We start from the raw sequence: 15,829 nt of genomic DNA on the forward strand, positions 1-15,829 counted from the left end.
CGGCATCCGTCATCGTACTTATACGCCCACAGGGTCGTTGCCGGTAGCCAAAAATAGCGATAAACACATTTTTATCGATAAAAAGAGGGCGAGCCATGCCTCCTGTCCTGATCGACCTGTCAGTCGCATTGCAGAACGATCTGCCCGTGGACAGACCCGGAAATGGGCCTTCCATCAGATACTTCAACCACCAGGAGACGTTCGCCGCGCTGGCCAAGCCATTTGCCGGGCTGCAGTCATCCGACCTTCCGGACGGAGAAGCCTGGGCGGTGGAACGCGTCGATCTTTCGACCCACAACGGCACTCACCTCGATGCGCCGTGGCACTTCGCGTCCACCATGAACGGTGGCGAGCGCGCCGCCACGATCGACGAGGTGCCGCTCGAGTGGTGCTTCTGCCCCGGCGTGAAGCTCGACTTTCGCCGCTATGCCGACGGCTACGTGGTGACTGCCACCGACGTCGAAGCCGAATTGAAGCGGATCGGTCATGTTCTGAAGCCGCTCGATATCGTGCTGATCAACACGTCCGCAGCAGCACGATATGGCGAGCAGGACTATCTCGACTCCGGCTGCGGAATGGGGCGGGACGCCACCCTGTATCTCACCGAGCGCGGTGTTCGCGTTACCGGCACCGACGCTTGGTCGTGGGACGCTCCGTTCGTATCGACTGCCAAACGCTATGCCGCGACCAAGGACCCTTCCATCATCTGGGAGGGCCACAAGGCCGGGCGCACCATTGGGTACTGCCATCTGGAGAAGCTGCACAATCTCGAGCAGCTCCCTCCCACGGGCTTCACCGTCGTCTGCTTTCCGGTGAAGATCCACGCGGCTTCCGCGGGCTGGACGCGGGCCGTCGCCATTCTCGAACAATGAGGTGCATCGCATGTCCCCTCCCTTCGCAGCAGGGCGGCTCGACGCCGCCCGATTTCTCGGCGCCTGGAAGCTCCACACGTGGGACATTCTGTACGCGGACGGGCGCGCGCCGACCTATCCGTTCGGCGCCGATGCGGCCGGATGGATCATGTACACGCCCGACGGGCGTATGTCGGTGACCATCTGCCGGCCGAAGCGAGCGCACCTCGCCACCGAGAACGTGCGCAAGGCGCCCGTGGAGGAGAGGTTGGCCGCGTTCGACAGCTACTTCACCTATTCGGGCCCCTACACGATCGAGGATACCGACGTGGTGCATCACGTCGAGTTCTCGCTCAATCCGAACTTCTGCAATACCGAGCAGCGGCGCCACGTGACCTTCGAAGGCCGCCGTCTGACACTTTCCACAGACGACGAGGTCGGCGGGGTTCGCCGCACGCACCGGCTTGTCTGGGAAAGGCCCGACTGATCCCCGTCCTCGAGCTCTCGGGCGACGCGACAAGGCCCTACTCACGGCGCGCGACGACCGTCATCGCGCAAGGCTGACGATCGCGGCTGCGGAGTCCCGAGTCCGCCTCGACCCCAGGCCATCCAACAATCCCTGCGCACGGCCGCTCGCGGCCGAAGGAGAACTATTGTGTCGCAAGCGTCCAAACCCGCGGCCAACTCACGGGCCGTCATCATCACCTGCGCGATCACCGGTGGCGGCGACACCGTCGGCAAGCATCCCGCGATCCCGGTCACGCCCGAGCAGATCGCGGCCTCGGCGCTCGAGGCAGCCGATGCGGGTGCAGCGATCGTGCACATTCATGTCCGCGATCCGAAGACCGGCAAGCCGAGCTCCGAGCTGGAGCTTTACCGCGAGGTCGTCGATCGCATCCGATCCGTCAACGACGACGTCATCGTCAATCTCACCACGGGCGCGGGCGCCCGGTTCGTTCCGTCGCAAGACCATCCTCACATCGGCGGCGAAGGCACGACCATGGCGTCTCCCGAAAACCGGGTTCGCCACATCCAGGCCCTGACACCCGAGATCTGCACGCTCGACATCACCACGATGAACTTCGGCGAGTTCGTGTTCATCAACACCCCGAGCCACCTTCGCATCATGGGCAAGGCGGTCGCCGACGTCGGCGTGTTGCCCGAGCTCGAGTGCTTCGACACCGGCAATGTGCGGCTCGCCCTGCGCCTGATCGAGGAAGGCGTGATTCTCGCACCGGCGATGTTCCAGATCTGCCTTGGTGTGCCGTGGGGCGCCCCTGCAACGACCGAGGCGATGATGTTCATGCGCGACATGCTTCCCGAAGGCAGCTTCTGGACCGGCTTCGGTATCGGCAGCGCACAGTTCCCGATGGTCGCGCAGGCGGTTCTGCTGGGAGGCCATGTCCGCGTCGGCCTCGAGGACAATCTCTATCTCGGCCCTGGTGTGCAGGCACCTTCGAACGCCAGGCTCGTCGACAAGGCGGCCGCCATCGTGCGTGCTCTCGACCGCGAGCCGGCGACACCGTCCGAAGCCCGCCGCTTCCTCGCGCTTCCGCGACCTGCGGCCGGCCTCGCCTCCCATTCGACCATGACGGCCGGCGCGTAGAGCGTCGGCGCGAGACAACCGAAACGGGCGAGCTGCCATGGGAAAGAAACCGCTCTACAAGACGTTGTATTTCCAGGTCATCGTCGGACTGATCCTCGGCGCGATCTTCGGATATCTCTATCCGAGCTACGGCGCGCAGATGAAGCCGCTCGGCGACATGTTCGTGAAGTGCATCAAGATGCTGATCGCGCCGCTGGTGTTCGTCGTCCTGGCGGTCGGTATCGCCCAGCTCGGCGATCTCAAGCGAGTAGGACGCGCCGGCGCGAAGGCGGTCGTCTATTTCGAGATCGTCACTACGCTGGCGATGATCATCGGCATCGCCGCAATGTATCTGACGCAGCCCGCGGCCGGCATGAACATCGATCCCGCGTCGCTGGATTCGTCCTCGGTCAAGATGTACATGGCGCCCGGATCGATGCCGACCTTCTTCGGCGTCGTCCTCGGCCTGATCCCCAACACCTTCGTCGGCGCGTTCGCCGAGGGCAACAGCCTGCAGGTCGTGGTCCTCGCCTGTCTGTTCGGCGTGGTTCTTGGCAATTCGGGAGCCGTCGGCAAGCGAACGACCGACATGTTGAACGACTTCGTGATCATCCTGTTCCGAGTCATCAACATCATCATGTACCTGGCGCCGATCGCCGCGTTCGGCGGCATCGCCTTCACGGTCGGTCGCTTCGGTCTCGGGTCGCTCATGTCGCTCGGCAAGATGGTGGCTGTCGTCTATCTGACGAACATCATCTACGTCGCCGTCGTGCTGGGCGGGAGCTGCTGGCTCGCCGGCGTCAGCCTGTGGAAGTACATCAAGTACATCCGCGAGGAGATCCTGATCGTCTTCGCCACCTGCTCGACGGAGCCGGTGTTCCCGCAGATGATGCGGAAGCTCGAGAAGCTCGGCTGCCAGCGCTCGATCATCGGGCTTGTTCTGCCGGCCGGCTATTCCTTCAATCTCTGCGGCACGGTCCTCTATGTGGCGATGGGCGTCCTGTTCATCTCTCAGGCCGTGAACAAGCCGTTGAGCCTCCAGGACCTGCTCATGCTCATCGCCATCATGACCGTGACGACCAAGGGCGTCGCCGGAGTAGCGGGCATCGGCTTCATCACTTTGGCGCTGACGCTGTCGACCCTCGACGGTCTGCTCCCGATCGAAGGCCTGGCCCTGCTGATCGGCGTCGACCGCTTCATGTCGGAGGCGCGTGCCCTCACCAGCCTGATCGCCAACGGCGTCGCGGTGCTGACCGTCGCCCGGTGGGAGAACGCGATCGACCTGACCGTGGCGCGCCGCGAGCTCGACCGCGGTCCGCAGCCGGACCTGGTGGTGGCCGAAGCCGGCGCCGGGTCTGCGAACACCCAGATGGCGACGAGCCACTGACCGGCGGGATCACGATACGAAACCGCCGTGGAACAAAGACCGTCCCGGACGCCGTCGTCCGGGACGTCGATACCGTGAGCCGCTACGAAAAACCGCCACTCGAACGAGCGGCGGTTTTTACTTTTGCCAAGGCGGCGTGCCCGGAGGCTGCGCCAGGCGGCACCGTGCCTCAGTGGGCTGACGCTGCCGCCGCCGATATCGTCTCGCGGGCGGCCGCCGGCTGCTCCATGGTGGCAATGCGGTTGCGCACCGCCTTCTGGACCTTCTCGAACGCCCGCACCTCGATCTGCCGGACGCGCTCGCGCGATACGCCGAACTCCTCGGCGAGCTCTTCCAGCGTCACCGGGTCGTCCGCCAAACGGCGGGCCTGAAAGATGCGCCGCTCGCGGTCGTTGAGCACGTCCATCGCCTCGGACAGCGCCTTGCGGCGGTTGCCGAGCTCCTCGCTCTCGGCGAGCCGCGTCTCCTGGCTGTCGCTGTCGTCGACCAGCCAATCCTGCCATTCGCCGGAATCGCCGTCGTCGCGGATCGGGGCGTTGAGCGAGGCGTCGCCGCCGAGGCGGCGGTTCATGTCGATGACGTCCTGCTCGCCGACGCCGAGACGCTTGGCGATGATCTTCACCTGGTCGGGCCGCAGATCGCCTTCCTCGAGGGCGGAGATCTTGCTCTTGGCCTTGCGCAGGTTGAAGAACAGCTTCTTCTGGTTGGCCGTTGTGCCCATCTTCACCAGCGACCATGACCGCAGGATGTACTCTTGAATTGCGGCCTTGATCCACCACATCGCGTAGGTTGCGAGGCGGAAGCCCTTGTCCGGCTCGAACCGCTTCACGGCCTGCATGAGGCCGACATTGCCTTCCGAGATCACCTCGGCGATCGGCAGGCCGTAGCCGCGATAGCCCATGGCGATCTTGGCGACGAGCCGGAGATGGCTGGTGACGAGCTGCTGGGCTGCGGTACGGTCGCCGTGCTCACGCCACCGCTTGGCGAGCATGAATTCCTGCTGCGGCTCCAGCATCGGGAACCGGCGGATCTCGTCGAGATAGCGGGCGAGGCCGGATTCGGCGGTGATCAGCGGCAACGCTGAGGTTTGGGCCATGGAAGCGCCCTCCTTGTTTTGCCCCCGTGTCGCGGCGGGCGGTTCGGCGCCGCCGCTCCAGGAGCCGACGACGCCCTGCTGTGCGCGACCACTTCGGTCGATCGCGCAGTGCAGCATACACGGGTGGGTCCTTCGAAGAAACACGTAGGGCCGTCACTGTGGCGTGACGACCCTGTGACCAATCGCCATACGAATGATGACGCGCTGGGCGCTGTCGCTCGTCCGAATAATCGGCGCACGCAGCATCAACGCCGCGCAAGGTCGATGGTTCCCCCACCCAGCACCTTATGTAGGTGGGCCAGGTCGGAAGGCAAGCCGGCGCGGTAAACCAAGTGTTTCTTCGTCTTGGGGTGCTGTATTCCAAGCAGATAGGCGTGCAGGGCCTGTCTGCCAAGCTCCTCGAGGACCGCCTGCGCCTCGGCCTGAAGCAGCGCCGCCTTGGTGCGGAAGCCGGGCCCATAGACCGGATCGCCCATCAGCGGATGGCCGATCGAGGCGAGATGCACGCGTATCTGGTGTGTGCGGCCGGTCTCCAGCCGGCAGGCGAGCAGGGCGGCGATCGGCTCGCCGGCCTTCCCACGATACCGCTCGACCACCTCCCAGTGCGTGATCGCCTCGCGCCCGTCGGCCCGGACGGACATTTTGTCGCGGGCCTGCGGGTGGCGGCCGATCGGCTTGTCGATGGTCCCGCGCGGCCGATCCGGCGCGCCCCAGACGAAGGCGAGATAGCCGCGCTCCAGCGGCCCGCTGCGGCCGTGGTCGGCGAACTGGCGGGCGAGCGAGCGGTGGGCGCGGTCGGTCTTGGCCACGACCATCAAGCCCGTGGTGTCCTTGTCGAGCCGGTGGACGATGCCGGGCCGCGCCACCCCACCGATCCCCGACAGTGAGTCACCGCAATGGGCGATCAGCGCGTTCACCAGGGTCCCGCTCCAGTGGCCGGCGGCCGGATGCACGACCAGGCCGGACGGCTTGTTGATCAGCAGGAGGTCCTCGTCCTCGTAGACGACGTCGAGGTCGATCGGCTCGGGCTGCGGCTCCGGCGGCTCCGGCGGCGGCACCGTCACGCGCACGCGGTCGTTCGCATTGACGCGCTGACCGGGATCGCGGATCGTGCGCTCGCCGATCGCGACGTGTCCGCCCAGGATCAGGCTCTTGAGGCGGGAGCGGGAGAAATCGGCGAGGCGGGCGGCGAGCACACGGTCGAGCCGGTCGCCGGCCTCGGCAGGCGCCACGACGACCGTCTCGATCCGGCGATCCTCCTCAGTCATGGTCTCTCCGCAGTCTCCCGTCGACAAACCCGGCCCCGACGACAAGCCGCTTGACCCCGAGCAGGCGAGCTTCATGGCGCGGGTCAAGCTGCTGATGGCGTTGTCGGGGGTCGCCACCTTCCTCGGCATCGCCGTGGTGCTCGGTGTCGTGGGCTACCGCGTTTCCCGCAGCGGGGGAAGCGCCGAGACCGACGCCACTGTGCTGCTGCCCAAGGGGGGCCGGGTGGTGGCGACCGCGGTCGCCGGCGACCGCATCGTCGTCACGGTCGAATCGGGCGCCGGGCTGGAGATTCGCACCTTCGACGCCCAGACGCTGAAACCGGCCGGCCGCCTGCGCTTCGCGGTCGAGCCCTGAGGTCGGGCAGGGCGGCCGGGAAGGTGTGCCCGCGGGCACGCGGCGCGGCGGTCTTTTGCAGGCGCGTGCGGGTTCGCGCCGGGCCGCCCGGACAGCGTGCTCAGCCGACTTGCGCTCCGGAACGATCGAGGCTATGTCGAGCGCCACGCTCCCTTCGTCTAGCGGCCCAGGACGTCGCCCTCTCACGGCGAAAACAGGGGTTCGAGTCCCCTAGGGAGCGCCAACCGGCTGCTCTTCAATTTGATTTCCCTACAGAATTGGCGTGATTCCCCAAACCGGTCGACGCGGTTTGGGTGGACCTGTTCGCCTTGTGGGCTTCTCCGCGCGCGATCGTCACGCGGCCGGTGCGGCGCCGGTCCGCCTCGCGGGTGTACCGCTCGGCCCCGGCCTGGGTTGTGTGGCCGAGCACGGCCATAATTCCGAGAGCAGAAGATCAGCCCCCCAAACTGCATCGATCTCCTGCCAAGTCTTTTTGTGCACGTCGACGCGGGCTGTTCCGGCGCAGAGCATCAAGACTCGTGTGTGACGGCGCTCGCTGTCCCGCGGCGACGCTCACCGCAAGTCGGGCGAGGCTCGACGCTCCGTGTTCGGCACAGGCGATCGAAGCGTCGGCCAGCTCGCCGAACACGCGGCGCAAATCGATCAGAGATGTATGCGGCCGGCGGCAGAGCCACAGAATGACCCGGCTCGGTGCAGCGATCAGCCGATGATCATCCCCTCGACTTTGGCCGCGAGCGCGTCCAGTGCGAACGGCTTCGTCATGACCTCCATGCCCTGTTCCATTCGGCCGTTGCCGACGGCGGTTGCATACTCGGCGTATCCGGTGAGAAACAGAACCTTGAGGCCGGGACGATGCTCCCGCGCCGCATCGGCGAGCTGACGTCCGTTCATTCCGCCGGGCATGCCGACATCGGTGAGGAGGAGATCGATGCGGGCGCGGGACCTCACGATATTCAATCCCGACTGCCCGTTTTCAGACTCCAACACCTTGTAGCCGAGATCCGAGAGCGCGTCGGCGACGACCATCCGCACCGCACGCTCGTCGTCGACCAGCAGCACGACCGCATCCGTCTTCGCCTCCGGCGGCTTGTTCCGGGCGTTGGCCTTCTCCACTTCGACCACCAACCCGATATGCCGCGGCAGGTAGACAGACACCGTGGTGCCCCGCCCCTCTTCGCTGCTCAGGAGCACGTGGCCACCCGACTGCTGGACAAAGCCGTACGTCATCGACAGGCCGAGGCCCGTGCCTTGCCCGATCGGCTTCGTCGTGAAGAAAGGATCGAAGGCGCGCGCGATCACGTCCGGGGGCATTCCGATGCCTGTGTCGGTGACGAACAGACCGATGTATTCACCGGCGGGCATTTTGCCCGCCGGCGTATCGTTTGCCCCGCCGTGCCATGCGGGGAGGACACTGTTTCTGGTCTCTATCAGCAAATGCCCGCCATCGGACATTGCGTCACGGGCGTTGATGACAAGATTGAGCAGCACGTTTTCGAGTTGGTTCGAGTCGCACAGGGCCGGCCACGGGTTGCCTGCCAGCTTGGTCTGGATCTGAATTCCCGGCCCTACCGTGCGCCTGAACAGGTCCTCCATTCCGCCGATCAACTTGTTTACGTCGGTCGGCTTGGGGTCGAGCGTCTGGCGGCGCGAGAAGGCGAGCAGCCGGTGGGTCAGTGCGGCTGCGCGGTTGACCGAGGTCGTCGCAATCTCGATTTAGCGGCCGATTTCCGCCGCGCGCCCCTGGCTTATACGGTTGCGGATCATCTCCAGGCTTCCGGACATGCCGGTCAACAGGTTGTTGAAGTCGTGCGCCAGTCCCCCGGTCAGCTTGCCGACGGCCTCCATCTTGAGCGACTGGCGCAGCGTCTCCTCGACTTGCCTGCGCTCCTCGGCCTCGGCGTGCAGTTTGGCGTTGGCGGCGGTCAGTTCGCGGGTGCGTTCAGCCACCCGATCCTCTAAGGCGGTTCGGAGCCGTGCCTCGCTGTCGCGCACCTCCTCGATAACGCGGATGCGGTCCACTGCGGCAGCCAACAGATTGGCGTAGCTGCGCAGGAACAGCGTGTCGCTTTCGGTGAACTGGCGAGGGATGTGGCTGTCGATCTGCAGGACGCCGAACGGCGGTTTTCCGTGTCCGCCGATGATGACGACGTTGGCGACCGCTCTGACATTGTTGTCGATCAGGAACTGCGCGTACTTGAATCGCGTCTCGGTCGCGATGTCGGGGGAGATCATCGGTTCCCCGGTCCGGAGTGCGTGGCCTTCCGAGGTGTCGCTCTCGGCCGTGATGGTGGCCGCTCCGACGACACCCGGCTTCCACCCGACCCCCGCGCGCACCAACAGGGTCTTGCCGTCCGCTTGCAGTTCCACAACCTTGGCGAGATCGGTGCCCAAGGCTTCCCCCGCCAGACGGCACGCCTCGGTCAGGATCTCGTCCAGGTCGTCGGACCTCAGGGCGAGTTCCCCGAATCGGGCGAGGGTGGTCTGCTGCCGCAGCAGTTCGTTGTCTCCGCCTGCCACTGCTTTGCCCAAGTACCCACTCCACTGCGGCCACGGCGAAGCACTTGGAGCATCGCTTTCGGCGATAGAAGGTTCAGTTCCGACCCGCCTTGGGGTTCAGGAACTCTCACGGCATTAAGTGCGCCCTTGAAGGCTGGGTCTGTGCAGAACCGCTCATCGCCCCGGCACATTCGCTCGCCCTGGAAACAGATGCCCGGCGAAAAGGTTCAGTGCTCGCCTCGCCGCGGGCGGTGAGCGTTGCTGATTTCGGCTTCGGCAGGGGACGGGCCGAAGTCCGCTCCGATCGAAGGTCTGGACGGATCGGCGGCGGGGAGACCGTGATTCGGTTTGGGGTGGCCGAGAGATAGCTCTTATGCGGCACCGCGCGCTCGTCTACCCAAATTCTCTACTAAAAGATTGATACAATGGAGAATATAGGCGCCGCCAGGGAGCGCCAATTTACTCTTCGAGATCAGAGCCCTTTGTCTTCGGTGGCCGCTCCGCGGGACCTTGTCCACGGTGCGGATGCGACCGTAGATCGCCACGACGGTTTGTCGGCTCAAACCTTGGGATGGCATGCGGTCCGGATGGCCTGCCGGTCGAGGGCCTTCAGGCGACCGAGCGGATCCTGGGTGGGCCGCGCGCGGCGCAGGCCCGGCCGGCGGTCGGACGTTCCGTCCGGCCGGCGCCGACGGATCGACGGCTGCGCGCCGAGGGACTTGCGCATCAGATGGTGCAGCACCCCGACGACGAGCGCGACCAGGAGGCCGACCCCGGCCGCGACCGCGATCGTGATCATCGTGTCGTCCTCGGCGGCGCCGCGCCGCGCCCTGAGCCCGATCGACTCGCCGAGAATCTCGAAGGCCCGGCGCAGCGGATTGTCCCATCCGCGCGGTTGGGCCGACAGCGGCGGCAGCGGCTCGACGGTCCGCGGCGCGTCCGGTTCGGACAACGGGTCGCGCGCATCCTGAGTCGGCGTCGATAGACCCGCTGCCCGGCTCTCTGCCGCTGTGGTCGAAGGCCGGCTGTCCCTGGTCAGGATCGGGCTGAGCGACCCGCTGCCGCTCAAGGACAAGCCGCCGAACTCGACCGTCGGCACGCTCGCCCGCTGGTGCGGGAGGACGAGCGCATGCTGCCCGGAGCGTAGGTCCGTCACCTCGATCTGTCCGCGCACGACGTCCACGCTGGATCGGAGATCGCCGAGCGTCACCCGAAACTCGGCGTCGCCGCCGACCGCGGCGAGATAGGGCGTCCTGATCGCGAGCGACCGTGTGAGGCTTTTCTCGGCCTTGACGAGAATCGAGCCGGCACGATGGAGGATCGTCGAGGTCGTGTCGGGGTTGGCCGCGGCTGGAATCGCGACGACGGAGTCCGGCGCGATCAGGATCGACTCGTCCCCCTCGCCATGGACGAGGAGAACCCTGCCGTTTCGGCCGGTCGACGCGGTCTCGCCGGGGCCGACGACGGTGTCGGCCGTCAACACCGCGGTCCGCGCCGCCGGCGTCGTCAGACGGGCGTCGCCCGACACTTTGGCGACGCGCCACATCGGCTCGGCGGCCATCGACGACGTTCCGACGCTCGTGGTCGCGACGAGCGGCAGGAGCGCGAACCAGAGGATTTGCGATGCACGGCCCACGACGACCTCGTCGATACAGGCGGCTCGGGTCAACCAGAGACGCCGAAACGACTTCCGGGGCGCATCCTAGACAAAAGAACCGAAAAATCGCTTAGCGGTATTCTGGTCCATCCGAGCGATCGACGCTGTGTTTCGTTGACCACGTTTAGTCGACAGCGTGCGGTTGACGGTCGGCGAGAGCCGCTGGTTCCGGTCGCGGCGAACGCCGGCCGCCTCGCACAAGCGGGTCTCGCGCAAGAAAAAAGGGCGGCCCGCGAAGGACCGCCCATTTCATCGCGCACCGCTCACCCCCGTGAAGCGGCGCGAGGAGAACCGTAGGGCGCCGGCCATGGTCACGCCTTGACCTATGTCAGTCGGATCACAAAAGTCGACCCGGAGTCCGCCCGTCGGTCCGGGCACGCTCGGTGCCGGCGCGGGTCCTCACGCCTGCGCCGCATAGTCGGCGAGGTGCGTGCGCAGCACGGCCAGCATGGCGTCGCGGACGGGATCGCGCGAGCCGCGCATCCAGGCGGCGGCGAGCGGCAGCCTGGTCATCGGCCCGGCGCCGAGATCGAGCCGGATGTAGCGCACGCCGGGCGCCGCCATCCGGGAGGTCCAGCGCGGCACGATCGCCACCCCGAGCTCGGCCGCGACCAGGTTGACGATGGTCTGCTTCTCGTCGGCGACCTGGGCGACCGTCGGATGCAGTCCGGCCTCGGCGAACAGCTTCATGGTGAGGTCGTGGCTGTGCGGGCGCGAGCGGCGCTCCGGCACGATCAGGGGCGCATCGGCGAGGTCGCGGATCTTCAGGCGCTTGCGGGCGGCGAGCGGGTGATGGCTCGACACCGCGACGACCGCCGTCTCGTTGAACAGGAACATGAGCTCGACGGCGGGGCCGGTGTTTTCCGGCGGGCGCACGAAGGCGAGGTCGAGGCGGCCCGAGATCAGCCGCGGCAGCAGCCGCACGGTCTTGTCCTCGACGAGCTGCACCGCCACCTCGGGGTGGTCGCTGCGAAAATCGCGCAGCAGCAGCGGGACGAGACCGGCGGCGGCGCTGTCGATCGCGCCGATGCGCAGCGTCGCGGCGTGATCGCGGCCGCGCGCCTGAAACCGCGCCGCGAGCAGATCGGCCTGCGTCAGCAGGCGGCGTGCCTCCTCGACGAAGGCGGTGCCGTCGTTCGTGAGCGCGACATTGCGGGTGGTGCGTGCCAGGAGCCGGGTGCCGAGCTCCTCCTCGAGCAGGCGGACATGGCGCCCGAGCGCCGACGGCAGCATGCCGAGCCGCTGCGCCGCGCGGCCGAAATGCAGCTCGTCCGCCACCGCCACGACACAGCGCAACTGGTGCAGGTCCATGACCCTTTTCGCAGACCTCCGCGCTCACCCTCCGCTGGAGGGGGAGGGTCGGGCGTCCGCGAGGCGGACGACCGGGGTGGGGTGAAGCCGCAAACGCCGGCTTCGCCGAACACCCCCTCCCGACCGACCTGCGGCCGGTCGACCTTCCCCCTCCTGGGGGAGATAAGACTCACGGTATGCCGGACGGCGACCGTGGATTTCAATTATTATATCAAAAATTTGTACAATCCAACGACGATTGAACCCGCGTCGGGATCGGGCGGAAGCTCCCGGTCCGGCGCATCCGTCGCGGTGCGCGGACAAAACATAAAAAGACCCCCGGGACCGGAGACTCCAATGGCCAGCGAGCTCGAGACGCGCGTGCTGCGCAAGATCAGCCTGCGCATCGTTCCCTTCATCATGCTCCTGTACTTCATCGCCTTCATCGACCGCGTGAACATCGGTTTCGCGGCGCTGACGATGAACAAGGACTTGGGCTTCTCCCCGACCGTGTTCGGCTTCGGTGCCGGTATCTTCTTCTTCGGCTATTTCCTGTTCGAGGTGCCGTCCAACCTGGTGCTCAACAAGGTCGGGGCGCGCCTCTGGATCGCCCGGGTGATGATCACCTGGGGGCTGATCTCCGGCGCCATGGCGTTCGTCCAGGGCCAGACGAGCTTCTACACCTTGCGCTTTTTGCTCGGCGCCGCCGAGGCCGGCTTCTTCCCCGGCATCATCCTGTATCTCAGCTTCTGGTTTCCGGCCCGCAAGCGTGCCGCCGTGACGGCGATCTTCATGGCGGCGGCGCCGCTCTCCGTCGTGCTCGGCTCGCCGGTCTCGGCCGCGCTGCTGGAGATGAACGGCATCCTCGGGCTTACCGGCTGGCAGTGGATGTTCATCATCGAGGCGGTACCGGCGCTGGTGCTCGGCGTCGTCGTGTTGTTCTACATGACCGACCGGCCCGAGCTGGCCACCTGGCTGAAGGACGACGAGCGGCAATGGCTGGTCGACGCCATGGCGGCCGAGCAGGCCGGCAAGGCGGCGGTGGCGAGCCATTCGATCTGGCGTGGCCTCGCCGATCTGCGGGTGCTGGCGCTGGCGCTGGTCTATTTCGGCACCTCGGCCGGCCTCTACACGCTCGGCATCTGGGCGCCGCAGATCATCAAGCAGCTCGGCCTCTCCTCCATGACGGTGGGATTCCTCAACTCGATCCCGCCGACCGTCGCCGTCATCGTCACCATCCTGTACTCGCGGCATTCCGACGTCACCGGCGAGCGCACCTGGCACGTGGTCGCCGCCTGCCTGTTCGCCTCCGCCGGGCTCGTGTTCGCCGGCAATGCGGCATCGGTCGTCTCGGTGATGGCGGCGCTGACCATCGTCAACGTCGGCATCACGTCGGCCAAGCCGCCGCTGTGGAGCATGCCGACCCTGTTCCTGTCCGGCCCCGCCGCGGCGGCCGGCATCGCCACCATCAACTCGATCGGCAATCTCGGCGGCTTCGTCGGACCCGCCATGATCGGCTGGATCAAGGATCTGACCGGCAGCTTCATGGGGGGCCTTTACTTCGTGGCCGGCCTCCTGGTTCTGTCGGCCGTGCTCACCTTGGTGCTCGCCGGCACCGGACGCAGGGCTGCTGCTGCCGCCGCCGCCGCTGCCGAGTCGAAGCCGGCTGCCCAACACTGACATCGAACGAACAGACGGAGACGCACCATGCGTGAATATTCGATCGCGGCCATTCCGGCCGACGGCATCGGCCCCGAGGTGATCGCGGCCGGCCTGAAGGTTCTCGACGGGCTGCAGCAGCGCACGGGCGAGATGAAGTTCAACGTCACCAGCTTCGACTGGGGGTCCGCCTATTATCGCAAGCACGGCCTGATGATGCCGGCCGACGGGCTGGCGACGCTGAAAAAGTTCGACGCGATCTATTTCGGCGCCGTCGGCGCACCGGACGTGCCGGACCACATCACCCTGTGGGGTCTGCGGCTGCCGATCTGCCAGGGTTTTGATCAATACGCCAATGTGCGGCCGACCAAGATCCTGAAAGGCATCACCTCGCCGCTGCGCAATGTCGGCCCCGGCGATCTCGACTGGGTGATCGTGCGCGAGAATTCCGAGGGCGAGTATTCCGGGAACGGCGGGCGCGCCCATCGCGGCCTGCCCGAAGAGGTGGGCACCGAGGTCGCGATCTTCACCCGGGTCGGCGTCACCCGCATCATGCGCTACGCCTTCCGCATGGCGCAGTCGCGGCCGCGAAAGCTGCTGACCGTGGTGACCAAGTCGAACGCCCAGCGCTTCGGCATGGTGATGTGGGACGAGATCGCGGCCGAGGTGGCCGACGAGTTTCCCGACGTCACCTGGGACAAGATGCTGGTCGACGCCATGACGGTGCGCATGACCCTCAAGCCGCAGAGCATCGACACCGTCGTCGCCACCAACCTGCACGCCGATATTCTGTCGGATCTCGCCGGTGCGCTCGCCGGCAGCCTCGGCGTGGCGCCGACCGGAAACATCGATCCCGAGCGGCGCTTCCCCTCGATGTTCGAGCCGATCCACGGCTCGGCCTTCGACATCACCGGCAAGGGCATCGCCAATCCGGTGGCGAGCTTCTGGACCGCCGCCCAGATGCTCGATCATCTCGGCGAGGCCGAGGCCTCGATCCGTCTGATGCGGGCCGTCGAGCAGGTCACCGGTGCCGGCATTCTCACGCCGGACGTCGGCGGCACCGCCACCACCAAGGAGGTCACCGACGCCGTCGTCGATGCGATCTTCAGCTCGAACGTGTGAGGTTGCCGGGCGTCGGCGGTCATATCCCCCGGGCGTGTGTCGAGGATACGTCGTACGGAGAATCGGCAGACGATCCCGCGGGTTCTGAAATCTCGACGCCGACCTGCGGACGACCCCGAAACGTCAGGGCAAGACGATGCGTTGCGATTGTCACGTTCATGTCGTCGACCCGATTGGGCAAAGCGCCCAGGTTCCGCAACGGACCTATCTCGCGGCGCCCGCGCCTCTCGAGACGCTCGTTCGGCTCGGCGGAGCACGGGGCATCGACCGCTTCGTGATCGTGCAGCCGAGCTTCTATGGTGACGACAACTCCGTGCTCCTGAGGGCGTTGACCGATCTGAACGGGAGAGGGCGTGGCGTGGCGGTGCTGCATGCCGGCTCGGCGCGCAGTCTCGACCTCGTCGCCCTGCGCAGGCAGGGCGTACGCGGATTACGGGTGAACCTGTACAGTCCCGCGGCGGGGCGCAATCACCAGCCGTCGTCCGTCATGTTCGGCCAGGCGGCCACCATTGCCGAAAGCATGCAGTGGCATGTCGAGATCGTCGCGTCGCTGCAGGTTCTCCTCGACAACGAAAGCGAGATCGTGCGCTCGCCCGTGGCCGTGGTGATCGACCACTACGGACTGTACGGGAACGCCAGGCCGACGAGCCCCGAGGGGCGACGCCTGCTCGACCTGGTCGGAGCGGGCCATGTCTGGATGAAGCTGTCCGCTCCTTATCGTCACGACAAGGGGCCACTGGCCGTCGAGCCGGACACGGAGTGGCTGCGGGCCCTGTTGTCTGCGGCGCCGGACCGATGCGTCTGGGGAAGCGACTGGCCGCATCCTCCGCCACACGACACCCACACGGGTCCGGACGTGATCACGGCCTACCGGCAGATCGCTTACGGCGCGCTCGTGGATCGGTTCGTCGACGCGATCGGGTCGCCATCGACGATCGATGCCGTCTTCGGAGGCAATGCTGCTCGTCTCTACGGGTTCTGAGGCCGCTCGGGCGGCTGCCCCTTCGAACAGGCAGACGACGTCCGAGCGTCGATGAGACGCCGGCCGTGGTCGTCACGGCCG

The 15,829-nt window shown here is 66.5% G+C and carries 14 protein-coding genes and 1 tRNA gene; 9 read left to right on the forward strand and 6 right to left on the reverse strand.

What is annotated here, in order from left to right:
• Nucleotides 1-95 precede the first annotated feature (95 nt).
• From HXX10_RS03350 to dctA, 4 genes are all read left to right on the forward strand, one after another.
• Nucleotides 96-872 (forward strand): cyclase family protein, encoded by a 777-nt coding sequence (locus HXX10_RS03350; RefSeq protein WP_296520104.1) that lies wholly within the window; start codon nucleotides 96-98, stop codon nucleotides 870-872.
• Between the two features lie 10 nt (nucleotides 873-882).
• On the forward strand, nucleotides 883-1,338 hold the full coding sequence (locus HXX10_RS03355) for a lipocalin-like domain-containing protein (protein WP_296520106.1): 456 nt from the start codon (nucleotides 883-885) through the stop codon (nucleotides 1,336-1,338).
• Between the two features lie 168 nt (nucleotides 1,339-1,506).
• The gene (locus HXX10_RS03360; RefSeq protein WP_296520108.1) at nucleotides 1,507-2,457 is read left to right on the forward strand and encodes a 3-keto-5-aminohexanoate cleavage protein; all 951 of its coding nucleotides are present in this window, start codon (nucleotides 1,507-1,509) and stop codon (nucleotides 2,455-2,457) included.
• A gap of 37 nt (nucleotides 2,458-2,494) precedes the next feature.
• The gene (dctA, locus tag HXX10_RS03365; protein ID WP_296520110.1) at nucleotides 2,495-3,823 is read left to right on the forward strand and encodes a C4-dicarboxylate transporter DctA; all 1,329 of its coding nucleotides are present in this window, start codon (nucleotides 2,495-2,497) and stop codon (nucleotides 3,821-3,823) included.
• A gap of 169 nt (nucleotides 3,824-3,992) precedes the next feature.
• On the opposite strand, the gene rpoH is transcribed toward dctA, so the two are convergent.
• Both rpoH and HXX10_RS03375 read right to left on the reverse strand, forming a co-directional pair.
• Nucleotides 3,993-4,919 carry an RNA polymerase sigma factor RpoH gene (rpoH, locus tag HXX10_RS03370; RefSeq protein WP_296520111.1) on the reverse strand — a complete coding sequence of 309 codons (927 nt, stop codon included), beginning with the start codon at nucleotides 4,917-4,919 and terminating at the stop codon, nucleotides 3,993-3,995.
• Between the two features lie 245 nt (nucleotides 4,920-5,164).
• A complete protein-coding gene (locus tag HXX10_RS03375; RefSeq protein WP_296520324.1) occupies nucleotides 5,165-6,187 on the reverse strand; it encodes an RluA family pseudouridine synthase in 1,023 nt (340 codons plus the stop codon).
• Between the two features lie 73 nt (nucleotides 6,188-6,260).
• On the opposite strand from HXX10_RS03375, the gene HXX10_RS03380 reads away from it, so the two are divergent.
• Both HXX10_RS03380 and HXX10_RS03385 read left to right on the forward strand, forming a co-directional pair.
• On the forward strand, nucleotides 6,261-6,542 hold the full coding sequence (locus HXX10_RS03380; RefSeq protein ID WP_296520112.1) for a hypothetical protein: 282 nt from the start codon (nucleotides 6,261-6,263) through the stop codon (nucleotides 6,540-6,542).
• Nucleotides 6,543-6,689: 147 nt separating this feature from the next.
• Nucleotides 6,690-6,765: transfer RNA gene (locus HXX10_RS03385), tRNA-Glu, on the forward strand.
• Nucleotides 6,766-7,241: 476 nt separating this feature from the next.
• Here HXX10_RS03385 and HXX10_RS03390 read toward each other — a convergent pair.
• The 4 genes from HXX10_RS03390 to HXX10_RS03405 form a co-directional block, all read right to left on the reverse strand.
• Nucleotides 7,242-8,135 carry an ATP-binding protein gene (locus tag HXX10_RS03390; RefSeq protein WP_367141922.1) on the reverse strand — a complete coding sequence of 298 codons (894 nt, stop codon included), beginning with the start codon at nucleotides 8,133-8,135 and terminating at the stop codon, nucleotides 7,242-7,244.
• 120 nt (nucleotides 8,136-8,255) lie between these two features.
• On the reverse strand, nucleotides 8,256-9,071 hold the full coding sequence (locus tag HXX10_RS28930) for a GAF domain-containing protein (RefSeq protein ID WP_367141923.1): 816 nt from the start codon (nucleotides 9,069-9,071) through the stop codon (nucleotides 8,256-8,258).
• Between the two features lie 526 nt (nucleotides 9,072-9,597).
• The gene (locus tag HXX10_RS03400) at nucleotides 9,598-10,674 is read right to left on the reverse strand and encodes a hypothetical protein (RefSeq protein ID WP_296520113.1); all 1,077 of its coding nucleotides are present in this window, start codon (nucleotides 10,672-10,674) and stop codon (nucleotides 9,598-9,600) included.
• A 420-nt stretch (nucleotides 10,675-11,094) separates the two neighbouring features.
• Nucleotides 11,095-12,006 carry a LysR family transcriptional regulator gene (locus tag HXX10_RS03405; RefSeq protein ID WP_296520114.1) on the reverse strand — a complete coding sequence of 304 codons (912 nt, stop codon included), beginning with the start codon at nucleotides 12,004-12,006 and terminating at the stop codon, nucleotides 11,095-11,097.
• Between the two features lie 336 nt (nucleotides 12,007-12,342).
• On the opposite strand from HXX10_RS03405, the gene HXX10_RS03410 reads away from it, so the two are divergent.
• The 3 genes from HXX10_RS03410 (at nucleotide 12,343) to HXX10_RS03420 (ending at nucleotide 15,748) form a co-directional block, all read left to right on the forward strand.
• Nucleotides 12,343-13,665, forward strand: a complete 1,323-nt coding sequence (locus HXX10_RS03410; protein ID WP_296520115.1) for an MFS transporter — start codon at nucleotides 12,343-12,345, stop codon at nucleotides 13,663-13,665.
• Between the two features lie 27 nt (nucleotides 13,666-13,692).
• Nucleotides 13,693-14,766, forward strand: a complete 1,074-nt coding sequence (locus tag HXX10_RS03415) for a tartrate dehydrogenase (RefSeq protein ID WP_296520116.1) — start codon at nucleotides 13,693-13,695, stop codon at nucleotides 14,764-14,766.
• Between the two features lie 136 nt (nucleotides 14,767-14,902).
• Nucleotides 14,903-15,748: an amidohydrolase gene (locus HXX10_RS03420; RefSeq protein WP_296520117.1), complete on the forward strand. Its 846-nt coding sequence runs from the start codon at nucleotides 14,903-14,905 to the stop codon at nucleotides 15,746-15,748.
• The last annotated feature ends 81 nt before the right edge of the window (nucleotides 15,749-15,829 follow it).

Source organism: Rhodoplanes sp. (assembly GCF_013377085.1).
Classification (GTDB): Bacteria; Pseudomonadota; Alphaproteobacteria; order Rhizobiales; family Xanthobacteraceae; genus Rhodoplanes.